This is a genomic window from Gordonia hongkongensis (assembly GCF_023078355.1).
Classification (GTDB): domain Bacteria; phylum Actinomycetota; class Actinomycetes; order Mycobacteriales; family Mycobacteriaceae; genus Gordonia; species Gordonia hongkongensis.
Genome location: NZ_CP095552.1, coordinates 4,837,986 through 4,859,714, shown reverse-complemented (window position 1 = coordinate 4,859,714; position 21,729 = coordinate 4,837,986). Strand labels below are relative to the sequence as shown.

15 protein-coding genes and 1 pseudogene are annotated in these 21,729 nt (G+C 69.9%); 11 read left to right on the top strand and 5 right to left on the bottom strand.

Annotation, left to right across the window (positions count from 1 at the left end; genetic code table 11):
• Nucleotides 1–17 precede the first annotated feature (17 nt).
• Nucleotides 18–1,498: pseudogene (locus MVF96_RS21900) on the top strand (NTF2-like N-terminal transpeptidase domain-containing protein); the annotation flags it as partial.
• Between the two features lie 356 nt (nucleotides 1,499–1,854).
• Here the strand turns inward: MVF96_RS21900 and MVF96_RS21895 are convergent.
• Nucleotides 1,855–2,322 carry a DUF3054 domain-containing protein gene (locus tag MVF96_RS21895; RefSeq protein ID WP_058252246.1) on the bottom strand — a complete coding sequence of 156 codons (468 nt, stop codon included), beginning with the start codon at nucleotides 2,320–2,322 and terminating at the stop codon, nucleotides 1,855–1,857.
• Nucleotides 2,323–2,328: 6 nt separating this feature from the next.
• Entirely contained in the window at nucleotides 2,329–3,594 is a 1,266-nt protein-coding gene (locus MVF96_RS21890; protein ID WP_058252245.1) for a lysylphosphatidylglycerol synthase transmembrane domain-containing protein, read from the bottom strand.
• A gap of 114 nt (nucleotides 3,595–3,708) precedes the next feature.
• Between MVF96_RS21890 and MVF96_RS21885 the strand changes: the two genes are divergently transcribed.
• From MVF96_RS21885 to MVF96_RS21875, 3 genes are read left to right on the top strand one after another with little or no spacing between them, the layout of a single operon-like run.
• Nucleotides 3,709–5,034: an AI-2E family transporter gene (locus MVF96_RS21885; RefSeq protein WP_058252316.1), complete on the top strand. Its 1,326-nt coding sequence runs from the start codon at nucleotides 3,709–3,711 to the stop codon at nucleotides 5,032–5,034.
• A complete protein-coding gene (macS, locus tag MVF96_RS21880) occupies nucleotides 5,031–6,242 on the top strand; it encodes a MacS family sensor histidine kinase (RefSeq protein WP_058252244.1) in 1,212 nt (403 codons plus the stop codon). Before MVF96_RS21885 ends, macS begins: the two co-directional genes overlap by 4 nt.
• Before the next feature lie 22 nt (nucleotides 6,243–6,264).
• Nucleotides 6,265–6,942, top strand: a complete 678-nt coding sequence (locus MVF96_RS21875) for a response regulator (RefSeq protein ID WP_058252243.1) — start codon at nucleotides 6,265–6,267, stop codon at nucleotides 6,940–6,942.
• 179 nt (nucleotides 6,943–7,121) lie between these two features.
• Here the strand turns inward: MVF96_RS21875 and MVF96_RS21870 are convergent, their stop codons facing one another.
• The 3 genes from MVF96_RS21870 to trmB all read right to left on the bottom strand — a co-directional run bounded on the left by MVF96_RS21870 (nucleotide 7,122) and on the right by trmB (nucleotide 12,058).
• Entirely contained in the window at nucleotides 7,122–10,382 is a 3,261-nt protein-coding gene (locus MVF96_RS21870) for an MMPL family transporter (RefSeq protein ID WP_247450471.1), read from the bottom strand.
• Nucleotides 10,383–10,602: 220 nt separating this feature from the next.
• Nucleotides 10,603–11,274 (bottom strand): NYN domain-containing protein, encoded by a 672-nt coding sequence (locus MVF96_RS21865; RefSeq protein WP_058252241.1) that lies wholly within the window; start codon nucleotides 11,272–11,274, stop codon nucleotides 10,603–10,605.
• Nucleotides 11,267–12,058, bottom strand: coding sequence for a tRNA (guanosine(46)-N7)-methyltransferase TrmB (gene trmB, locus MVF96_RS21860; RefSeq protein WP_058252240.1), 792 nt, complete (start codon nucleotides 12,056–12,058; stop codon nucleotides 11,267–11,269). The genes MVF96_RS21865 and trmB overlap by 8 nt, the downstream gene beginning before the upstream one ends.
• Before the next feature lie 223 nt (nucleotides 12,059–12,281).
• Between trmB and MVF96_RS21855 the strand changes: the two genes are divergently transcribed.
• The 7 genes from MVF96_RS21855 to MVF96_RS21825 all read left to right on the top strand — a co-directional run bounded on the left by MVF96_RS21855 (nucleotide 12,282) and on the right by MVF96_RS21825 (nucleotide 21,703).
• Nucleotides 12,282–13,160, top strand: coding sequence for a hypothetical protein (locus MVF96_RS21855; protein WP_137809619.1), 879 nt, complete (start codon nucleotides 12,282–12,284; stop codon nucleotides 13,158–13,160).
• On the top strand, nucleotides 13,157–14,704 hold the full coding sequence (locus MVF96_RS21850; protein ID WP_226511773.1) for a hypothetical protein: 1,548 nt from the start codon (nucleotides 13,157–13,159) through the stop codon (nucleotides 14,702–14,704). The genes MVF96_RS21855 and MVF96_RS21850 overlap by 4 nt, the downstream gene beginning before the upstream one ends.
• A 5-nt stretch (nucleotides 14,705–14,709) precedes the next feature.
• Nucleotides 14,710–15,105: a DUF6802 family protein gene (locus MVF96_RS21845; protein WP_065630444.1), complete on the top strand. Its 396-nt coding sequence runs from the start codon at nucleotides 14,710–14,712 to the stop codon at nucleotides 15,103–15,105.
• 211 nt (nucleotides 15,106–15,316) lie between these two features.
• Nucleotides 15,317–17,143, top strand: a complete 1,827-nt coding sequence (locus MVF96_RS21840) for a phosphoenolpyruvate carboxykinase (GTP) (RefSeq protein WP_137809622.1) — start codon at nucleotides 15,317–15,319, stop codon at nucleotides 17,141–17,143.
• 75 nt (nucleotides 17,144–17,218) lie between these two features.
• The gene (locus tag MVF96_RS21835) at nucleotides 17,219–18,226 is read left to right on the top strand and encodes an esterase-like activity of phytase family protein (RefSeq protein ID WP_226511772.1); all 1,008 of its coding nucleotides are present in this window, start codon (nucleotides 17,219–17,221) and stop codon (nucleotides 18,224–18,226) included.
• A 93-nt stretch (nucleotides 18,227–18,319) separates the two neighbouring features.
• The gene (locus tag MVF96_RS21830) at nucleotides 18,320–19,135 is read left to right on the top strand and encodes an ABC transporter ATP-binding protein (protein ID WP_247450469.1); all 816 of its coding nucleotides are present in this window, start codon (nucleotides 18,320–18,322) and stop codon (nucleotides 19,133–19,135) included.
• A 21-nt stretch (nucleotides 19,136–19,156) separates the two neighbouring features.
• Nucleotides 19,157–21,703, top strand: coding sequence for an ABC transporter permease (locus MVF96_RS21825; RefSeq protein WP_247452156.1), 2,547 nt, complete (start codon nucleotides 19,157–19,159; stop codon nucleotides 21,701–21,703).
• The last annotated feature ends 26 nt before the right edge of the window (nucleotides 21,704–21,729 follow it).

Here is a 21,729-nt window from a genome sequence, read left to right as displayed (position 1 = left end):
GAGTGAAAATTGTCGTCATGAAGATCTGGGTCAAGCGCGCGACGACAGCCGCTTGTGCCGCGGTCACGTGCGCGGTCATGGTGAGTTCCTGTGGGTTCGCCGGTTCGACCGACACGGGCGCCGCTGCCGCCATCGACGCATTCGCCGACGCCCTCAGCCGCCAGGACGCCGGCGGGGCCGCCACGTTCACCACCGCACCGGGACAAGCCGGTGACAGTCTCACCACCACTCTGAGACAGATGGATGCCCAACGCGTCGACGTCGACGTCGAGAATCCGGTCGAATACAGCGACGGGACCGCGACCTTTTCCGTCACGACCACGTGGAACTGGGACAAGGGCCGCGTGTTCGAATCGACCAGCGGTGGTACCGCGCGGAAGCTGTCGTCGGGGTGGAAGGTCACCTGGGACCCCGCGATCCTGCACGCCGGCCTCGCCGCCGGTGGCACGCTGCGCGAGATCCGCACCGACGCGAAGCCGGCGCCGACCGTGCGCAGCCGGACCGGCCGGATCTTCATGTATGCCCAGCCGGTCAACGAGATCGTGCTCGACCCAGCCCGCACCTCCGACCTGAACGCCTCGGTCCGGGCCCTCGCCAGGGTGATCGCGCCGATCGCACCCCTGATCACCGGCCAGGTGATCCGCGAGAAGCTCGACGCGGCGCCGGGCAGGGCCATCACCGCGGTGGGTCTGCGCGACTCCGACATGGAGGTGCTGGCCGGCGACCCGCGTCGAGTCCCCGGTGTCGTGGTCAACCGGTCCGACCAGCTGGTGATGGCGGACCGGCGCCTGTCCTCCCCCTCGAGGACGGGCTGACCAACTACTGGCAGGCCATCCGCGACGCCACCGCCGGGTGGCAGGTCGAGATGCTCGGTCCGGGTGCCGCGCCCCGCAAGTTGGCCGGCGAGCAGGGTCCTCCCGGACCCGACGTCCCGACCACCATGGACCAGGGCGTCCAGCTGTCCCTGGGCGACGCGGCCGTCGAGGTCGGTCAACCCGCGACGATCATGACCCTCGACGCGCAGACCGGTGCGATCACCGGGATGGCGCAGAACTCGTATGCGATCGACAGCGGCGTCGACCTCGACCAGCCCTATCCGGTCGGCACCACCCTCAATCCCGTCTTCGGTGCGATCGGGCGAGCCGTCGGGTCGGACCAGCAGCGTGGCGACGAACTGCTCGACCGGCTCGGGCTCGGCGTCCAGTTCACGGTGCCCGGTGCGAGCGTTCCGACCGCTGACCGTCCCGGGATCGCGACCATCGACTACCGTCCCGGCTCGAGCATGATGTCGATGACCAACATGGCCGCCTTCGGTGTCGCCATGGCGCGTAGCGCCTCCGGGCAATCCTCGTCGGTGCCGCCGTTCGTGCTGAAAAACGTGCCGACGAAGATCGCGGGCGGCGAGCTCGGCGGGCTCGATCCGGCCGTCGTCCGGCCGGTGCTGCAGGCGATGACCGCCACTGCCGCCACCGGCGACGCCAGTGACCTCACCCGCGCCCCCCCCCCCCCCCCCCCCCCCCCCCCCCCCCCCCCCCCCCCCCCCCCCCCCCCCCCCCCCCCCCCCCCCCCCCCCCCCCCCCCCCCCCCCCCCCCCCCCCCCCCCCCCCCCCCCCCCCCCCCCCCCCCCCCCCCCCCCCCCCCCCCCCCCCCCCCCCCCCCCCCCCCCCCCCGCCGGGACTGCGTGCCCTCGTCGGCACCAACGGCCCCGAGGGGCCCGGCTGGTTCGTGGGGCTCCAGGGCGGTCAGGTCGTCGTCATCTACACCGAGGGACCCAAGTCGGGGACCGCCGCACTCCAGGTCGCGCAGAAGTACTTCACGATCAAGTAGGTCCGCGAACGCTCGCGGCCCTCGTCGTCAGGCGGCGGCGCGACGACCGAGGTAGGCGAAGACGGCTCGCCAGCCGAGCAGGAAGAGCGCGAGCACCACGGCCGCGACGATGACGAAGCTGACCGCCACGCCCTGGCTGAGGATGAAGCGCAGGATCATCGCGACGGTCACCGTGCAGAACCAGATGACGAGACCGACCGGGACGACCCGGTCCGGCCGGAAGTCGTGACCGAAGAAGTCGCTCGACCGCACATGCGCGTAGACGTAGGTGATCGACCAGCCGGCCGCACAGCCGGCGAGGAACGGCCACAGCGTGTGCAGCACCGAGGTCAGCGCATAGCCCTCTTCGTGACTGGCCCGGCCGATGAGGACGAAGACCGTGATCGCCACGGCGTCGAACAGGGCGGCGACGGGACCCGTCGCCGTTCCGCGCGCCGGCGAGGACCCCGTCTCCGCCGTCGCGTCGGAGCCCCGGTCCGTCTTCGAGCTCAGCATGGTGGATTACCGTACCGGGTCCGACGGCGGATCGGTGTCGGACGTTCGTGCGGAGTCCCCTCGTTGCGGGTTGTCGGGTCCGTCCGCGGGCGGGGCCCCCGGGCCCGGCGGTTCGACACCATCCGGCGGCGGGATGGGGAGCGCCGTACCGTCGGGCGTCGTGGGCGACGGGTCGTCGGCCGAGCGTTCGAGGGCGTCGGCGTCCCGCTCGACCTCGTCGATGAACGTGTCGTCGCGCTTGATGCGGTTACGGAACATGAGACCGATGACCACCCAGCCGATGCCCGACACGATCACATAGCTGATCAGCCGGTAGATGAGGACCGCGGTGATGGCGTCGGCGGCGGGCATGCCGGCGCTGGTCAGTGCGGGGACGAGCACCGCGTCGACGACGCCGATGCCGCCCGGCAGCAGGGGGATCGCCGAGCCGACGGCCTTGCCCGCCGCGTAGGCGACCATCAGTCCGGAGATGCTCGGGTGGGCGTCGACCGCCCAGCAGGCGAACATCAGGCACCCGACGTCGGCGACCCAGTTGAACAGGCTCCAGCCGAATGCGACCGAGGTGTCGCGCTTGGTGAGTTGCACCGCCCGGAGCTGTTCGAGGGTCTCGAACAACTTCTCGGTGCCGTGGTCCTCCGGCTTGTTCCGGAGTTGATTCACCCAACCCAGGACTCGAATCCCGGTGCTCTTCAACGATTCCGGATGACTGGCCAGGTACTGCAGGACCACCGCGACCGCGAGGAACCCGGCAACGGAGAAGACGACCGAGAACGGGCTGGTCTTCGCTCCGGCCAGGAGGGCGCCGCCGAACCCGAGCACCGCGAGACCGATGCCGGCGAGCAGGCCCGACATGACGACCTGCCACGACGCGATGACCGGTGTCGCACCCCACTTGCGGGTTTCCCGATAGGTGAACGCGGGGGCGAGGACCTGGCCGCCCGGCATCGTCTGGCTCAGCGAGTTGGCCGCGAGGATGACCGACAGGGACTTCCACTGCGTGACCCGCAGGCCCGCCGAGCGCAACAGTGCGCGCTGGACCTGGGCGAAACTGTCCATCGACAGCATCGCGGCGACGAGACACGCCGCGACCCAGTGCCACTCGATCTCACCGATACGCAGCCAGGCGCCCCGCAGTTCGGGCCAGATGAGAACGACTTCGACGGCGAGGATGACCAGGACGACGGTGAGCAGGACCCATCGGACCCACCAGAACCGAGGACGGGTCACCGGGGCTGCCGCGCCCCCCGGCGAGCCAACATCCTCCGACGACATACGTGCCACCCTAGGGTAGGGGGGCCGGTGTCGGTGACGACCCCGTCGGCGACCTGCGCAATCGGGGGTGTGTACGGCGTCCTGTCCCCGCGGTGCAGCACTAGTGTGACTCTCGTGACCGAAGCCGAACGAGCCGACCGGCCGCGCGACGTCCGGGACCTCGCGTCCATCGACCGGGCGAAGGTCCATCCGCAGGTACGCGCGGCGGCGGAGTGGGCGTGGCGGCTACTGCTCCTGGTCGCGGCCGCTTACGTCGCGACCAGGCTGTTCCGGGAGTTCGAGGAAGTCCTCGTGCCGGTCGCCCTCGCCATCCTGATCTCGGCGATGCTGGTTCCCGGGGTCGACGCACTCGACCGGCGCGGTCTGCCGCGTTCGCTGGCGGTGATCGTCAACCTCGTCGTCGCGATCGGGTTGCTCGCCGCCGTCATGACCTTCGTGGTCCGCGAGTTCATCGACGGTGTTCCCGAACTCGCCGAGCAGGTCACCGTGACCGTCGAGAAGACCAGGGAATGGCTCATCAACGGGCCTCTCGGGCTCGATCGCGACCAGGTGCGCAACTTCGGCACCGACACGCTCGACTTCATCCAGCACAACCAGGACCGTGTCACCAGTGGTGCGCTGGCCACCGCCACCACGGCCAGCGAGATCATCACCGGCGCCCTGCTGACGTTGTTCCTGTTGATCTTCTTCCTCTACGGCGGTGGTCAGATCTGGCAGTTCTCGGTCAAGCTCATCCCAGAAACCAATCGGAATCGGGTGTGGGAGGCGGGTATCGCCGGTTTCGGCACACTCGTCGGGTACGTCCGGGCGACCGTCGCGGTGGCCTTCGTCGACGCCTGCGGCATCGGGATCGGACTCGCCATCCTGCAAGTGCCCCTGGCGCTTCCGCTGGCCTCGCTGGTCTTCCTGGGCGCCTTCATCCCGATCGTCGGTGCCCTGGTCACCGGCACGCTGGCGGTGCTCGTCGCCCTGGTGACCCAGGGCTGGATCGCCGCGGTCGTCGCCCTCGCCATCGTCGTCGGTGTCATGCAGCTCGAAAGCCATGTGCTGCAACCGTTCCTGCTTGGGCGGTCGGTGCGCCTGCATCCGGTTGCGGTGGTGCTCGGGATCGCGGCCGGCCTGGTGTCGGCCGGCATCATCGGTGGTCTGCTCGCGGTGCCCCTGATCGCGTTCTTCAACACCGCGATCCGACGCCTGAAGGGGGACTCGACCGAGCCCGTGGACGGGCGCCCGGGGGTCGTCGCCGAGCCGGATTCACCGGCGTGGGACACCGACGACCCCGACGCCGCGGCCGAGACGCTCGCACACGAGGCCCCCGGCACCCCCTCGAAGGCCGGGAACCCAGGATCCGAACGCCCGGCGGATGGTCGCCGGGACGAGGTCGAGACCGACCGCGAGGGCAGTGACCGGGGCGGGGACGGTCGGGGCGCGGGAACGTGACGCGCCGGTGGCCGGGGCTCGAGGTCGGCCCGCCGGACCGGGACACCGATCCGGATCGTCTGGCACGTGTCATCGACGACGACCCGGTCGGTCCGCTGTGGCGGGGCGCCCAGATCTTCCGGCTGCTGTCCTATCTGTACGCACTCGGCTTCCACATCGCCGTCAATCCCGACCTCGACCGCGGCGGCGTCGCCTGGGTGCTCTTCGGCCTGCTCTCCGCGTGGACACTGGTCAGCGGGATCGGCTACTTCGTCGGGTTCGCGCGAAACCGGGTGTGGGTCGGTGCCGAGGTGCTCGTCGTCTGCGCGCTGATGTTGTCCACGTCGTATGTCGCCGGCGCGGAGTGGGCGTGGAACAACCAGAGCTGGCCGACGACGCTGTGGGCCACCAACGCGGTCATCTCGGTCGCGATCCTCACCGGCCCGGTCGGGGGGATCGTGTCGGGGCTCGTCATCGGCGGCACCAGCACCTTCGTGAAGGGCGAACTGAACCTCGACTTCGGTCGGAACGCCACCATCATCGTCATCGTGGCGACCGGTATGGCGGTCGGGCTCGCGGCTGCGAACGCGCGTCGGGTCCAGGACCAGCTGTCCCGGGCGGCGCGGATCGCTGCGGCTGCCGAGGAACGCGAACGGCTCTCCCGTGAGGTGCACGACGGGGTACTCCAGGTGCTCGCGCTGATCGCGCGTCGCGGACGCGAGATCGGCGGTCCGACAGGTGAACTCGCCACCCTCGCGGCGGAGCAGGAGCGTACGCTGCGTCGGCTGATCTCCGACACGGACGAACCCGTCGCCGCCGATACCGATGCGCAATGCAGCGTTGATCTCGCCGCCGCCCTGCGCGTCTTCGCCGACGCGCGGGTGTCGGTGAGTGCTCCCGCGGACCCGGTCATGGTGTCAGCGCAGAGGGGCGCGGAGATCCGCGCGGCGGTGGTCAACGCGCTCGACAACGTCGTGAACCACGCCGGTCCCGGTGCGCGTGCGTACATCCTGGTGGAGGATCTGGGGCGGGACATCGTGGTGAGTGTGCGGGACGACGGGATCGGCATCCCGGACGGCCGGCTCGCCGAGGCGGTTGCGCAGGGACGCGTCGGGGTGTCGAAGTCGATCGTCGGACGGATCGAATCCCTCGGCGGCGCCGCGCGCCTCGACACCGAACCGGGTGCGGGTACGGAATGGGAGTTCACCGTCCCGCGGGACGAGAGCTGAAAGGCGAAGGGGAGCATCGAGTATGAGTGCAGGCCGGAGTGACGAGGGGCGGGCGCCGCTGCGGATCATGGTCGTCGACGACCACCCGATCTGGCGAGAGGCGGTGGCCCGCGATCTCGCCGACGAGGGATTCGACGTCGTCGCCACCGCGGACGGCGTGGGCAGTGCCGGTCGACGTGCGGCCGCCGTCACCCCCGATGTGGTCCTGATGGACATGCAGCTGACCGACGGGACCGGTACGGAGGCGACGACGGCGGTCCTGGAGGTCTCGCCGAAGACCCGCATCCTCGTGCTGTCCGCATCGGGTGAGCGCGACGACGTTCTCGAGGCCGTGAAGGCCGGGGCCAGCGGCTATCTGGTGAAGTCGTCGTCACGCGAAGAACTGGTGGACGCGGTCCGGGCGACGGCCGACGGCCAGGCGGTCTTCACCCCGGGTCTCGCGGGGCTGGTGCTGGGCGAGTACCGGCGCATGTCCCAGCAGCCCGACGCCGCACCCGCCGCGCCCGCGCTCACCGAGCGTGAGACCGAGGTGCTGCGTTTGGTCGCAAAAGGACTGAGCGCCAAGCAGATCGCGCGGCGCCTCGACCTGAGTCACCGGACCGTCGAGAACCACGTCCAGGCGACGCTGCGCAAACTCCAGCTCGGCAACCGCGTGGAACTGACCCGCTACGTGATCGAACACGGCCTGGACGAGGACTGAGTCCTCGGCCAGGCCGTGTTCGACGGTGGCGGGTGCCGCCGGGTCACTCGCTGACGGCGAGCCCCGAGGTCGTCAGCGAACCGCTCGCGGGCGCGTCTGCCGGCTTGGGTGACTTGACCAGCATGACTCGCGATCAATCCGCTTACGAGACCCGTGGCCGCGAACGGGGGTCCGAGCGGTCACTTCTGTGAGCGACTCCGCTTCAGCAGTTCCTGGACGCTGATCTGGCCGTCGTCACCGGTCTCGTCGGACCGGGCGTGCCGGTCGGTACGCGGGCGACGGCGGCGGTTCGACTCGTCGGCCGGGCGATCCTGCTCACCCGAGGCGGGACCGGCGTCGGACCGCGCGGCGGCCGGGGTCGCATCGGCGCTGAGTCCGCGCTCCATCGGCGACGGACCGTTGCTGCGACGACTCCGAGACGACGGGGTCGAGGTCTCGGGGCTGACCGAGGCGGCCAGGGGGCGACGACCGGTCTCGTCGAGGGTGGGCCGGCGTCCGAGCGGTGAGCGCTGGCCGGTCGGCTCCGGCGTCGGCCGGGCGGTTCCGGGATTCGGCCGCCCGGTCTCCGGCACCCGTGGCGGGGCGGACGGGGGAGTGACCGCCGGACGGTCCCCGTTCTCCGAGCGAGGTGCGGGGTCACCGAGTCGGATGCCACCCTCGCCGAGGCTCCAGCCGCCGGTGTCGGGACGATCACCCTTCGACACGGTGGAGCGGCGGTAGGGCGTCGCGGGACGGCGTCCGGCCGGTTCGGGGGCCCGGGCACCGGGCACGGGCGTCGGTCCGACGCGCGCCGGCGGAGTGCGCGGCGGGGTCGGCGCAGTACCCGGGCGGCCGGTGGTGGTCGGCGGCGGACCCGAGGGGGACGGCGGAGTCGGGGTGGGACCGGGACCTGTGCGCTGGTCGGGGGCCTGACCCGTCGGGCGACCGTTGGTGAGCGGTCGGTCCGGGGCGGGCCGTGCCGGTGCGGCGGGGCGACCGACGGCGCCCGGGACACGACCCCGGGCGGGGACCGCGCCGGCGGCGACCGGTTGCCTGCGTGCCGCGGCCATCACCGAGGTCGGCGCCTCGGCCACCACGGTGCCCGCACTCATCGGGCGGGCGCCGGCACCGGCGTCGCGCTGTTCGTCGGGTTCGTCGTCGAGGACGGTCTCGCCGAGGCCGATCTTGCGCTGGACCACGCGCATCCACCGCGGTGCCCACCAGCAGTCGTCCCCGAGCAGCTTCATCACCGACGGGACGAGCAACATGCGGATCACCGTGGCGTCCAGGATCAGCGCGGCGATCATGCCGAACGCGATGTACTTCATCATCACGATCTCGGACAGGCTGAACGCGCCGGTGACCACGACCAGGATCGCGGCGGCCGCGGTGATGATGCCGCCGGTGTGCGCGGTGCCGCTGCGGATCGCCTCGGTGGTGCTCGCGCCCTTCTGTCTGGCCTCGACCATGCGGGAGAGCAGGAACACCTCGTAGTCGGTCGAGAGGCCGAACACGATGGCGATGATCAGCACGAGCACCGCTGCGAACAGCGGGCCGGGGGTGAAGTTGGCCAGCTCGGCGCCGTGACCGTCGACGAAGATCCACGTCAGGATGCCGAGCGTGGCACCGAGACCCAGGGCCGTCATGAGCGCGGCCTTGATCGGCAGGACGATCGAACCGAACTGCAGGAACATCAGCAGGCCGGTGATGAGGACGAGCATGACCGCCATCAGCGGGAGCCGTTGCATCAGCGCGTCGATCGAGTCCTGGGTGAGGGCCGGGGTACCCGAGACGTACATCGTGAGGCCCTCGGTGTCGATCGCGCGTAATTGCTCGATCGCCTGGGCGGCGGTGTTCCGGTCCTGGAGACCGGCCGACACCTGGTAGACGCCCACGTTCGGGTACCGCTCGGCGTCGAACGACCCGAAGTCGGACTTGTCGGCGTCGCTGAACTTGTTGGTGAAGCCGGGGACCGCGTCGGCGCGTTGCGCGATGGCGTCGAGCTTGTTCTGGTCGGCCTGGCTCGACTCGTCGTAGATGATGACGAGCTTGATGGCCTCGGTTCGCTCGCTCGGGAAGTATTCGTCGAACTTCTCCTGCGCGACCCGGTTGGGGTTGTCCGGCGGCAGGAACTTCTCGCTGATCCCGCCGAACTGGATGCTGCCGAACGGGATGATCAGCGCGAGCAAGAGGAGCACAGTCGGGACCGCGGTCTTGACCGGGTGCTTCATCACCCACGTCGCGAGTCGGCCCCAGAAGCCGTTCTCGACTTCCTGGCTGGTCTTCATGCGACCGCTGAACCGGTTCTCGATGGCCGCTGCGCGTTCCTCGCCGGAGAAGCGGCGGGCCAGCGGGACCGCGGTGTACTTCATGACCGTGCTGATCGACAGCATGTTCACGCGGGGGCCGAGGATGCCCAGGATCGCCGGGAGGACGGTGATCGACAGGATCGCGGCGAGGGACACCGATGCGATCGCGCCGTAGGCGACGGATTTGAGGAATCCCTGCGGCATGATCAGCAGACATGCCAGGGCGGCGACGATGATCGTCGCGGAGAAGACCACCGTCTGACCGGCGGTCATCACGGTTCTTCGGACCGCGGCCTTGGTCGAATAGCCTTCACCGAGTTCTTCGCGGAAACGCGACACGATGAACAGGCCGTAGTCGATCGCGATGCCGAGACCGATCAGCGTGACCACCGACTGCGCGAAGATGTTCAGCTCGGTGGTGAGCGCCAGGATCTTCATGATGCCCAGCGAGCCGGCGATGGTCAGACCACCGATGAGGACGGGCAGACACGCGGCGACGACGCCGCCGAAGACGAAGAACAGCATGATCGCCACCAGCGGCAGCGCGAGGACCTCGGCGCGGTGGATGTCCTTGTCCATGCCCTCGGCCATCGATCCGGCGACCGGTTGCAGGCCGGCGAGCTCGAAGGTCGTACCGGGTAGATCGAAGCGTTCGGGGATGTCCTCGAAGAACGGTTCGATGGTCTTGTAGTTGTTGAGGACCGTCGTGTCGTCGTTGCCGGCGACGCCGATGCTGATGAAGGCGTGTCTGCCGTCCTCGGTGAACAGTCGCTCCTGCAGCGTGCTCTGCGCGGGCTGGACGAGGAACGGGTCGTACAGACCGGGATCGGCGCGTCCGACGATGTCGGGGTGCGTCGCGATGAGGTCCTCGACGAACGTCTCGACCTTCGCGCCGAACGCCTTGTCGTCGACGCGGGTGCCCTCCGGCGGGGTGACCAGCAGGATGATGTCGGACGTGTGGTCGCGCCCCAGCGCCTGGTCGGCGTAGCGCGCACCGGTGTCGGACTCCGACGTCGGATCGAACCAGCCGCTCTGACTGAGGTGCTTGCCGAGATCGAGACCGTACAGCCCGAGTCCGGCCATCATCGCGATGAGCACCGCGATGACGAGGAAGCGCATTCGGTAGACGAATGTGCCGATGAACCGGAACACGCGATGTCCTTTCGTGTACGACTGGTCAGGCCTGTTCGGCGCCGTCGTCTCGGGGCGCCGGTGGCGATTCTGTCAGTTTCCCGAAAGATCCTGACAGTGTTGCCTGAGTGATCCCTGAGGCGTGGGCCTCGGGGTCACGCGCGGGCACACCCGCATCGGCGTCGGATGCCGGGTCGCGGACCGCCGCCCGACGACCCCGGCAGGGCCACGACGCCGCAGGTCAGCGCAACAGTGCGCTGAGCGGGCGGAAGGGTGTGAGCCAGGCGCCCTCGTCGGGCAGGGAGTCCAGGCCGATGCGTGGCAGCGGCTCGCGGAACACGCCGGGGATGTCCTCGAGATCGATGAACTCCAGTTCTTCGGTGCTCAGCGCCCAACTGGCGTGTTCGCGGAACCCGATGACGGTGACGGGCACCCCGTCGCCGACCACCTCGAGCAGCGGTTCGCGAAATGCCTGACCGTCGGCGGACGCCACGATCACGCCGGCTAGTCCAACAGTGTGCCTGCGAAGTTCGATGTGGTCGAGCATGTCGGAGTCGACATCGCTGTCGTCGGACAGCTTCGGCTTGGCGAACACGGCGAAACCGACATTACGGAGAGCGTCCACCCACGGCCGGACGACGTCGGCGCTACCAGGGGCGATGTTGGTGAACACGGTGGCCTCGGGCTCGACCGCGCCGCCTCCGTCGGTGAGAGCGGACACATCTGCGGTCCGCTGCAGCAGCCACCGGCCCAGGGCGTCGAACCGGGGACGGTGCGCGGCGGTGGGGCGTCCGCCGAGCAGGGCGCCGAGGCCCATGTCCATGTTGGGTGCGTCCCACACCAGCAGCATGCGGCGCGTCCCCGTCTGGCCGGAGATGGTGTCGGCGAAGCCGGTCGGGCTGTGGTCACTCATGGCGGGCTCCCGTCGGGGTGTCGCCGGTCGAGGTGGCCGGCGGGATGGGCCGCGTGTAGACGAACTCGCTGACGTAGCGGCCCTCGCGCTCCGCGCGTCCCTCGAACTTCGTCGTCGGCCGCTGCAGCGAGATCGGCGACTCCCGCGTCAACTGCACGACGTGGGGGCGGTCGGCGTCCTGGGTGGCGAGCGCCTCCGCGATCCACTCCGCATAACCGGCGTGATCGGTCGCGATGTGCAGCACCCCGCCCGGGACGAGCCGGTCCGCGATCAGTTCCAGTGTGCCGGTCTGGACGAAGCGTCGCTTGTGGTGACGCGATTTGGGCCACGGGTCGGGGAAGAACAGCCGCACACCGGTGAGGCTCGACGACGGGATGAGCTCGGTGAGGACGATGGCCGCGTCGCCGCGGATCAGGCGGACGTTGGTCAGGCCGTTGCGGTCGACGAGGCCGAGGAGCTGGGCCAGGCCCGGCTTGTAGACCTCGACGGCCACGACGTCGACATCCGGTTCGGCCTCGGCCATCGCGGCGGTCGAGATGCCGGTACCGCTGCCGATCTCGAGGACCTTCGGGGCCTCGCGCCCGAACAGTTCGGTGAGGTCGAGTTGCGGCTCGGGGACCCGCTCCGGCCCGATCTCGAGGTCGCGGCCCAGCACCGGCCACAGGGTCTCCCAGTTGCGCTGCTGACCGGTCGTCAGCGTGCCGCGGCGGAAGCGGAAGCTCGTCACGCGGGGGTACAACCGGGACCTGTCGGGGCTGTTGTTCACGCGTCCATCGTTGCGCATCGTGCCGTCGCGGCGAAGTCGCGGGGGAATGGCGGCCCGGACGGCAGCGGTGCGGACGCGGACCCGTCCGGCCCCGCGAGGGGATGTGGAGCCGTCTCCGCCGTTCGCCCGGATCCCGATTATTCTCGGCCCTGTCGCGGTTCACGTGCGCCGATGCCCGGGGTGGCGGTGCGGTGGACGCGGGTCGTGGGAGGCGCAGGGGTCGGATGGCGAGGAGGCTGCGGTGGGGGCACCGGTGAACGGTGGCCGGCGTGGCGTGCCCGCCGGGAGCGAGTTGTGGACGGCCGCCGAGCAGGGACGACTCGTCGACCTCGTCGACCCGGTGTCGCCGCTCGTGCCCGTCCTGGCCGGCGCGGGCCGGCGTTTCCTCCGTCCGTTGCACGTCCAGGTCGTCGGCCGGCCCGGGACCGGTCGGGACACGATGGCTCGTGCGCTGCGAGAACGACTGTCGCTCACCGTGATCGGGCCCGGTGAGGACGAGCAGGGGGCCGCTGACACCGATCTGTGGGTTCTGGTCCTGGCGGGACCGCCGCGGCGCGCCGACCGCGAACTCTTCGCGTCCCTCCCGGCCGACCGTGTGCTCGTGGTGCTCGGGAAGGCCGACACGCACGGCGACTGGGATGCTGCGGTCGAGGTCGCGGCGTCGTGTGCCGGGCGTCTGGACACGCCGGTGTACCCCGTCTCGCAGTTGCTGGCCTGCGCCGACCTCGACGACGCCGAATTCGCCGCGCTGGCGACGATGGCGGCCGCAGGCGTCGGCATGCCGTCGATGGCCGGCCGGTTCCTCGTGGGACGTCCGGGTTCCGACGAACGGCTGATGCGGCAGGGTTTGCTGCGCCGGCTCGACGCCTACGGCATCGACACCGCGCTCGCGCTCATCGAGTCCCGTTCCGCCGTGGCCGCGAACGCCGAGGCCCTGAGCCGGGCGCTCCGCGACGCCAGCGGCGTTCCTGATCTCGCGGGACCGATCGGGGAGCGAGTCGACCGGATTCGGCATTGGCGTGAGGTCGAGTTGCGCGCCCGGTTGGAGGAGGCGGCCGCGGCGGGCGTCGACCGCGCCGGTGCCGAGCGACTTCTGGCCGGGGCAGGAGCGGGCACATGACCGACACGGCACTCGCCGCCGCGCGGGAGCTGACCGGCTTCGACGCCATCGGGGTCGACGCGGGCACCGACGTGCTGGTCGTCGGGACCGACGGAGTGGGCGTCCGCACGCTGGTCGAGGCCTGCCGGGCGCTCGCCCCGGACCTCGACATCGTCGCCCGCGGCGGGCGCTCGGGTGCGTCGGCCGGTGCGGCGGTCGTGGTCGTCGACCCGTCGTCGTCGGCCGGTGAGGAGGAACGTCTCCTCGTCGAGCAGATGCGCGCGCAGGTCGGGACCGTGGCGATCGTGTGCACGAAGATCGACGCGTTCTGGGAGTGGCCGCGGACCGTGCGCGCCCACCGGGCCGTCCTCGACCCGTTCGCGACGCTGCCGCTGTTCGGGGTGTCGTCGGTCGCGGCCCTCGAGGGTGCGGTGGACGAGTCGGGGATCGACGCCCTCGTGGAGTGGCTGCGTGAGACGACTGACGCGCCGGGCGTACTCCGCGCCGAGCGGGCAAGGCTCGCGGCGGGCCTCGGGGCGGTCGAGCACCTCCTCGGCGCGCCGGCGAGCGGCGCCGACGAGGCGGCGTCCGCACAGGTTGCCGTCGATGATCTCCTGGCCGTGCGTCGCGAACTGGTCGCCGCACGTGACCGCGGACGCCCGGACCGGTTGGCGGCCGTGCGCGCCGGACTCGCGCGCGTCCGATCGCAGACGTCGGCGGAACTGCACGCCGGGGTGCGCGATCTGGCGGCGTCCGCCGCCGGCCACGCTCCCGCCGCGAATTCTGCGTACGGCGCCTGGGTCCGTACCGGCTGGGCCGCCCTCGCCGACGGCGTCCGTCGTCGCGCCGACGAGCGCGTCGACGCGGTCCGGTCGACCGCCCTGGTGGGCCTGGACGCGGAGCCGTCGGCGGACGAGGACTGGCCCGCGGTACCCCTCCACACCGAGCGGTCGAGCGGCCGGGCGCGGCGCGCAGGCGCCGAAGACGCGTTGGTGGTCGTCCTCGGGGCCTCGACCGGTCTGGGTGTGGGACGCCTCGTCGTCGCACCGATGGAGTCGGTCCAGACGTTGCAGTGGGTCAGCATGCCGCTCGCCCTGATCCTCGGAGTCGCGGTCGCGGCGTGGGTGATCCGTGTCCGGCGCAGTGCTGCGGAGCGTTCCGATCGCGAGGCACGCACCGCCGAGCTCCTCGCCGAGGCGCGGGCGACGCTCGATCACCAGCTCGCCCTGCGCGTCACCGCGGCCGAGACCCGGATCGCCGGCCAGATCGCCCGGGCGCACGAACGCCGTAACCGAGAGGTGGCGGCCGACGTCGCGCGCCTCGACGAGCAGATCCGCCGACTGCGCAGCGGGGTCGGCGTCCGCGACGCTCGAACCCGTCGCGAGCGCGCGGCGGAGATCCGCCGTGAGTTGGTGGCGCGGTCGGAATCGCTCTGGGCGGTCGTCTCCCGCACCGACGACCCGGGTGAGGAATCCGACGATCCGGCGGGACGTCGGGACGACCGAGGGCATGACGACGGAACGGCCGGGGTCGCCCGGGCCGGCCACGACGACGGGAAGCAGTGATCTCGATGGACCCGATGTTCCCCGACGACCTTCCGGACCCGGCCCGCCCGGAGGAGGCCTCGCTGTTCGGCGCGGCCGAGGGCGCCGACCCGCACTCGGTCGACTCGGTGGCCGCACTGCACGAGACACCGGCGTCCGACGATCTCGACGATCACTTGTGGATGCACGACGACGGCCGGATCTGGGATCTCGGACCCGCCGAGGTGGACACCGACAACGACGGCATCAACGATTCGCTCACCCGCAACGGGCCCGACGGGTTTACGGTGTACACGGACAGCGATCGGGACGGGCAGGTCGACAAGATCACCGAGATCGGTGCGGACGGCGAGTTCCGTTCCGCGGTTCTCGACCCGGATACCGGCCAGTGGATCTCCGGCGGATCGGGACGAATCGGCTGACACGTGACCGGCGCCCGACCCGGCCCGTTCCGCGCCGAGACCGAGCGCGTGCGATCACCAGGGACTTTTGTCACCTGTCCGTCGGGCGTGGGATAGACCGCACCTGGCGAACCCCGTGACCTAGCGCCCGCTCGGTGGACGTATCCTTGACCGCGAGACGACCTGACAGGTGGCCATTCAAGCGGCCACCACCTCGGAGGAGGCCCCAACGATGACCGCAGCCACCATTCCCGGACTGGACCCGAGTAGCGCTCCGACGAAGCACGCGGGACTGCTGGCCTGGGTGGCCGAGGTCGCCGAGCTGACCCAGCCCGACCGGGTGGTGTGGTCCGACGGCAGTGACGAGGAGTGGGAGCGCCTGACCGCCGACCTCGTGCAGGCCGGCACCCTGGTGAAGCTGAACGAGGAGAAGAAGCCGAACTCCTTCCTCGCCAACTCCGACCCCGCCGACGTGGCCCGCGTGGAGTCGCGGACCTACATCTGCTCGGAGAAGGAAGAGGACGCCGGCCCGACCAACAACTGGGTCGATCCCGCCGAGATGCGTTCGACGATGACCGAGCTCTACCGCGGCAGCATGCGCGGCCGCACGATGTTCGTCATCCCGTTCTGCATGGGCCCGCTGGACTCCGACGATCCCAAGCTCGGTGTCGAGATCACCGACTCCGAGTACGTCGTGCTGTCGATGAAGATCATGACCCGCGTCGGCCCCCGCGTCCTGGAGATCCTGGGCGAGGACGGCTTCTTCGTTAAGGCGCTGCACTCCGTCGGTGCGCCCCTCGAGGACGGCCAGGCCGACGTGCCGTGGCCCTGCAACACCGAGAAGTACATCACCCACTTCCCCGAGACCCGCGAGATCTGGTCGTTCGGATCGGGTTACGGCGGCAACGCGCTGCTCGGAAAGAAGTGCTATGCCCTGCGCATCGCCTCGGTCATCGCCCGCGACGAGGGGTGGATGGCCGAGCACATGCTGATCCTCAAGCTGACCAGCCCGGCGAACAAGGTGTACTACATCGCCGCGGCGTTCCCGAGTGCCTGTGGCAAGACCAACCTTGCGATGCTCCAGCCGACGATCCCCGGCTGGAAGGCCGAGACCGTGGGCGACGACATCGCCTGGATGCGCTTCGGCGAGGACGGCCGGCTGTACGCGATCAATCCCGAATTCGGTTTCTTCGGTGTCGCTCCCGGTACCAGCTACGACTCGAACCCGAACGCGATGAAGACCATCGAGGCCGGAAACACCCTCTACACCAACGTCGCCCGCACCGACGACGGCGACATCTGGTGGGAGGACATCGACGGCCCGGCGCCCGCGCACCTCACCGACTGGCTCGGCAACGACTGGACGCCGGAGTCCGATCACAAGGCCGCGCACCCGAATTCGCGCTACTGCACCCCGATCTCGCAGTGCCCGTCGCTGGCCGACGAGTGGGATGACCCGAAGGGCGTGCCGATCTCGGCGATCCTGTTCGGCGGTCGCCGCAAGACCACGGTGCCGCTGGTGACCGAGGCCCGCGACTGGCAGACCGGTGTCTTCATGGGTGCCACCGTGGGCTCCGAGCAGACCGCCGCGGCCGAGGGCAAGGTCGGCACCGTGCGCCGCGACCCGATGGCGATGCTGCCGTTCATGGGCTACCACGTCGGCGACTACCTGCAGCACTGGGTGAACATCGGCAAGAACGCCGACGAGTCGAAGCTGCCGAAGGTGTTCTACGTCAACTGGTTCCGTCGGGGCGACGACAAGCGCTTCCTGTGGCCCGGATTCGGCGAGAACAGCCGCGTGCTGAAGTGGATCATCGAGCGCATCGAGGGTGAGGCCGAGGGTGTCGAGACCCCCATCGGCATCGTCGCGAAGCCGGAGTCGATCGACGTCAGCGGTCTGGACGTGCCTGCGGAGGACGTCGCGGAGGCGCTCGCCTTCAATCCCGACGAGTGGCGCGAGGAGATCCCGTCCATCGAGGAGCTGTTCGACTTCGTCGGCGAGAAGCTGCCGAGCTCGTTGCGCGACGAGCTCGACGGTCTGAAACAGCGCCTGGCCTGACGCGGCCTTGCTGCGCGGTTCCGGGGCTGAACGTACGGATGGGTCTGAAGTGACGGTTGAGGTATCGTGCCCCTCATGAAACTACGTCTGTGGGGCGCCTCGGTCGCCGCTGCCTGCGCGCTGGGACTGGCGTCGTCGGTCGCGGTCCAACCGGCTTCGGCGACACCGTCTTCCGGGGCCGGGGTCACGGCGTTCTTCACGGATTCGACGACGATCGGGAACGGGCTTCCCACCGTCAACCGGATCTCCGGCATCGATCGGACCGGTAACGGCAACTACGTGATGATCGCCGAGGACGTGCTCCCGGCTCGCTTCTTCACGGCGTCGATCGGGTACACCTCCGTCACCGCGTCCTTCACCGGGCAGCCGCGGATCAACGGCGGCGGCACGGTCCTCGGCCCGTGGTTCCTCCCGTTGCTGCCCGGACAGGCCCAGTTCGAGGGCATCCGTCAGTCCGCGGGCGGTTACACCGTCGTCAGCGGCGGCAACAACCAGTTCGTCCGGCAGATCGGGCCCATCGGACAGGTCCTCCGCGACCTGCCGCTCCCGTCGGTGTGGCGCCCGTCGTCGAAGTCGGGTCTGGCGGGCCAGCGCGGACTCACCGGCGTGGCCGTCGGACCCCAGGGTCAGGTCAGCGTCCTGACCGCCGGCGGACTCCGACAGGACGCCGCACGATCGGCTCGTCTGTTGACCTTCGGCAAGACCAATCGCGAGTTCGTCTATCGCACCGACGCCAACAAGGTGGCCGCCGATGTGCTGGCCATCAACTCGACGGACTTCCTCGTGCTCGAACGTGGCCCGGGCAAGCTGTCGAACATCTTCTGGACGACGACCCGGGGCGCCACCTCGGTGACGAACAAGAAGAAGCTCAGCGGACGCGAGAAGGCGATGACCAAGCGTCGGATCTTCTCGACCACCGCGACGCCGCACCTGCTCACCGGCAACATGTCGGGACTCGCCTGGGGTAACTGGCATCCCGACAACCCGTTCGCGAAGACCCGCACCCGCACCCTTCTCGTGGTGTCGGACAACGTCGGATCGCCCAACCGCCTCCACTCGTTCGAGGTCCAGATCCCGAAGTAGAGGCCGCAGCAGTGCCCAACGTCACTGCCGTCAGGGTGGGGTCAGGGTGTTACCTGATGGCCAACCGGCGCAGGATTTGGCACCGTTGAGGGCATGACGACGACTGATGTGGCCGCTCGAGACGACGGTGGCGATGATTTTGGGACGCCGAAGCACGCGGTTGCTGCCGGGGCAGACAACCTTTCCAAGCGGTACGGCGTCGGCGACACCGCCGTCGAGGCCCTGAAGAACGTCTCCATCTCGTTCCGGGAGGGCGAGTTCACCGCCATCATGGGGCCGTCGGGGTCGGGTAAGTCCACCCTGATGCACTGCCTCGCCGGTCTCGACGTCGCGAGCGACGGCAAGGTGTTCATCGGCGACACCGATCTCACCGCTTTGTCGGACAAGGCGATGACGATGCTGCGTCGCGACCGCATCGGCTTCGTGTTCCAGGCGTTCAACCTCGTGCCGACGCTGACGGCCAAGGAGAACATCACACTGCCGGTCGACATCGCCGGCCGCACCGTCGACACCGGTTGGTTCGACGCCGTGGTGGCCCGGCTCGGGATCACCGACCGGCTCGGACATCTGCCGAGTGAACTGTCCGGTGGTCAGCAGCAGCGCGTGGCCTGTGCCCGTGCGCTGATCGGCAAGCCGTCGATCATCTTCGGCGACGAGCCGACGGGCAACCTGGACTCCCGCTCCTCGGGCGAGGTGCTGTCGATCCTGCGGGCGGCGACCGACGAGTTCAAGCAGACCGTCGTCATCGTGACCCACGATCCGCGCGCGGCGTCGTACGCCGATCGAGTGGTGTTCCTGGCCGACGGCCAGATCGTGCAGGAGCTCTCCCGGCCGTCGGCCGACGACGTCTTCGAGGTCATGAAGAACCTCGACAACGTACCTGCGCCCGACACCGCCGAAGCGCTCTGAGCCGTGGCGTCCTCGACGGTGATGCGCCGGGTCTCGCTACGGAACCTGCGCGCACACAAGCTCCGGCTGTTTCTCACCCTCTTCTCGATCGTCCTCGGCACCTCGTTCGTGGCCGGGTCGATCGTGTTCACCGGGTCCATCTCGAAGGCCTTCAACGACATCTTCGACAGTGCGGCGCAGGGTGTCGCGGTCGAGGTGACCCCGGCCGACCGGCAGTCGCCGGGTGTGCCGAACACGATCGTGGACCAGCTCCGCGACCAGCGTGCCCAGTTCGGTATCGACAAACTCGTCGTCAACAACAACGGCCTGGTCACGGTCGCCGACTCCGACGGCAAGGCCATCCAGACCGGTGGCGCCCCGAGCGTGGGCAGCACCTACATCCCGCCGGCGGAGGCGCTGGACCCGGACGAGTCGCGGATTCTGCCGGGTGGACGTGGGCCGGAGAACGCCGGTGAGATCGTCTTGAACACCTCGGCGGCCGAGGCCGCGGGGCTGAAGGTCGGGTCGAAGACGAAGATCGTCGTCGGGCAGGGCAACTCGGAGCCGCTCGAGGTCACCGTCGTCGGCCTCGTCGACGCGCCCAGCTCGACGGGTGGTTACGTGAACGCCCAGTTCGACGCCGCGACGTCGGCCCGCCTGTTCACCGACGGTGAGCACGTCGGCGTCGTCGACATGTCGGCCGTCGCCGGGGTCACCCCGGAACAGTTGCAGGAACGGATCATCTCCGCGCTCGGCGCCGACGCCGATCTCTACGACGTCCGCACCGGCGACCAGGTCCGCGAGGACCAGAAGGCGCAGGTCAACGAGTTCCTGCAGATCTTCCAGTACATCCTGCTGGCGTTCGCCGCGATCGGTCTGGTCGTCGGCACGTTCATCATCTACAACACCTTCTCGATGATCGTCGCGCAACGGAACCGGGAGTTCGCGTTGCTCAGGGCGGTCGGCGCGAGCCAGCGCCAGGTCTCGCGCTCGGTGCTGTTCGAGGCCTTCGTCGTCGGCGTCCTCGGCGGCGCGCTCGGTCTCGCCATCGGCATCGGGCTGGCGGCCGCCTTGAAGGCCATCACCAGTGCGACGTCGGGCCTGCCGGACGGTGAGCTGGCGATCGGTCCGGATGCCATCCTCGCCGGCATCCTGGTCGGCGTCGTGGTGACGATGGTCAGTGCCTGGGTGCCGGCGGCGCGAGCCGCCCGGGTGCCGCCCGTGGAGGCCATGCGCGCATCGGCCGCCGAGGGGTCGGCCTCGTTGCGCAACCGCACGACCATCGGCGCGGTCATCGGTGTCGCGTCGATCGTCGCGATCGTGGTCGGCGCGATGGGTGAAGGTGCCGGCCCGGCGATCACGGTGGGTGCCGGCGCCGCGGGCGCGGTCCTGTCGGCCGTCCTCATCGGCCCGGCGATCGCGCGTCCGTTCGTCAGCGTGCTCGGCCGGGTCATCGGTGCGCCCTTCGGCATGATCGGGCGCCTCGCCCGGACCAACGCGGTCCGCAACCCGCGGCGCTCGGCCGCGACGGCGTTCGCGCTCACCCTCGGGCTGATGCTGGTCGCGATCATCGGCACCCTCGGACAGTCGTTCAAGGGCACGGTCGACGACGCCGTCGACGCCGGCATCACGGCCGACTACATCGTGGCCGGCACCAACCAGTCGCCGCTGCCGCCCGCGGTGACCGGCGCGATCGACGGGGTGCCCGGCGTCGCCGAGGTGGTGTCGTTCGGCATCGTCCAGGCCAAGGTCGACGACAAGTCGGAGACCGGGTTCTCGGCGCTCGGCGGCCCGCTGAACAGCGTGACCGTGATGGACATGCAGGACGGCGCGTCGTCGGATCTGCCCGCCGACGGGATGCTGATCAGCGAGCGGACCGGTAAGTCCAACGGCTGGAAGCGCGGCGACGTGGTCACGTTCACCTCCGCGACCGGGGAGCAGGTCCAGGTCCCGATCGCCGGCGTCTACGCGGACAACGAAGCGCTCCAACCGTGGGTCGTGGGTCCGGACGTCTACGAGAAACTGGTCCCGCCCTTCGCGCGGGTCAATGTCACGCTCTTCGTGAACGCCGCGCCGGGCACCGACCTCGAGACCCTGCGCACCGATCTGGAGAATGCGACGTCGGACTACCTGACGGTGCAGATCCAGGACCGGGATCAGTTCAAGGGCCAGATCTCGTCGCAGATCGATCAGATGCTCGGCACGCTGTACGCGATGCTCGGGCTGGCACTGCTGATCGCGGTGCTCGGCATCATCAACACGCTCGCGCTGTCGGTGGTCGAACGCAAACGCGAGATCGGGATGTTGCGCGCGATCGGCATGATCCGAGCCCAGGTGCGCCGCTCGATCTACCTCGAATCGGTGCTGATCTCGATCTTCGGCGCAGTGCTGGGTGTGCTCCTCGGGACCGTCATCGGCGTCGCGTTGGTCCGCACGCTCGCCGAGTGGGGCCTGGGCGCGCCGGTGATCCCGTGGTCGCTCATCGCGATCACGCTGATCGCGTCGGCGGTGGTCGGTGTGTTGGCCGCGTTGTGGCCGGCCGTCCGCGCGGCGCGCACCGGACCGCTCGAAGCGATCGCCGACATCTGACGCAGGTTCGTGGTGGTCGGGTCCGG

What these genes read in the sequence shown, in the direction of transcription:
- MVF96_RS21835 (WP_226511772.1), top strand. Translation starts at nt 17,219, where the DNA reads ATGAAACTACGTCTGTGGGGCGCCTCGGTCGCCGCTGCCTGCGCGCTG.
- MVF96_RS21890 (WP_058252245.1), bottom strand. Translation starts at nt 3,594, where the DNA reads ATGTCGTCGGAGGATGTTGGCTCGCCGGGGGGCGCGGCAGCCCCGGTG.
- MVF96_RS21830 (WP_247450469.1), top strand. Translation starts at nt 18,320, where the DNA reads ATGACGACGACTGATGTGGCCGCTCGAGACGACGGTGGCGATGATTTT.
- MVF96_RS21895 (WP_058252246.1), bottom strand. Translation starts at nt 2,322, where the DNA reads ATGCTGAGCTCGAAGACGGACCGGGGCTCCGACGCGACGGCGGAGACG.
- MVF96_RS21840 (WP_137809622.1), top strand. Translation starts at nt 15,317, where the DNA reads ATGACCGCAGCCACCATTCCCGGACTGGACCCGAGTAGCGCTCCGACG.
- MVF96_RS21850 (WP_226511773.1), top strand. Translation starts at nt 13,157, where the DNA reads ATGACCGACACGGCACTCGCCGCCGCGCGGGAGCTGACCGGCTTCGAC.
- MVF96_RS21825 (WP_247452156.1), top strand. Translation starts at nt 19,157, where the DNA reads ATGCGCCGGGTCTCGCTACGGAACCTGCGCGCACACAAGCTCCGGCTG.
- MVF96_RS21845 (WP_065630444.1), top strand. Translation starts at nt 14,710, where the DNA reads ATGGACCCGATGTTCCCCGACGACCTTCCGGACCCGGCCCGCCCGGAG.
- MVF96_RS21865 (WP_058252241.1), bottom strand. Translation starts at nt 11,274, where the DNA reads ATGAGTGACCACAGCCCGACCGGCTTCGCCGACACCATCTCCGGCCAG.
- trmB (WP_058252240.1), bottom strand. Translation starts at nt 12,058, where the DNA reads ATGCGCAACGATGGACGCGTGAACAACAGCCCCGACAGGTCCCGGTTG.
- MVF96_RS21875 (WP_058252243.1), top strand. Translation starts at nt 6,265, where the DNA reads ATGAGTGCAGGCCGGAGTGACGAGGGGCGGGCGCCGCTGCGGATCATG.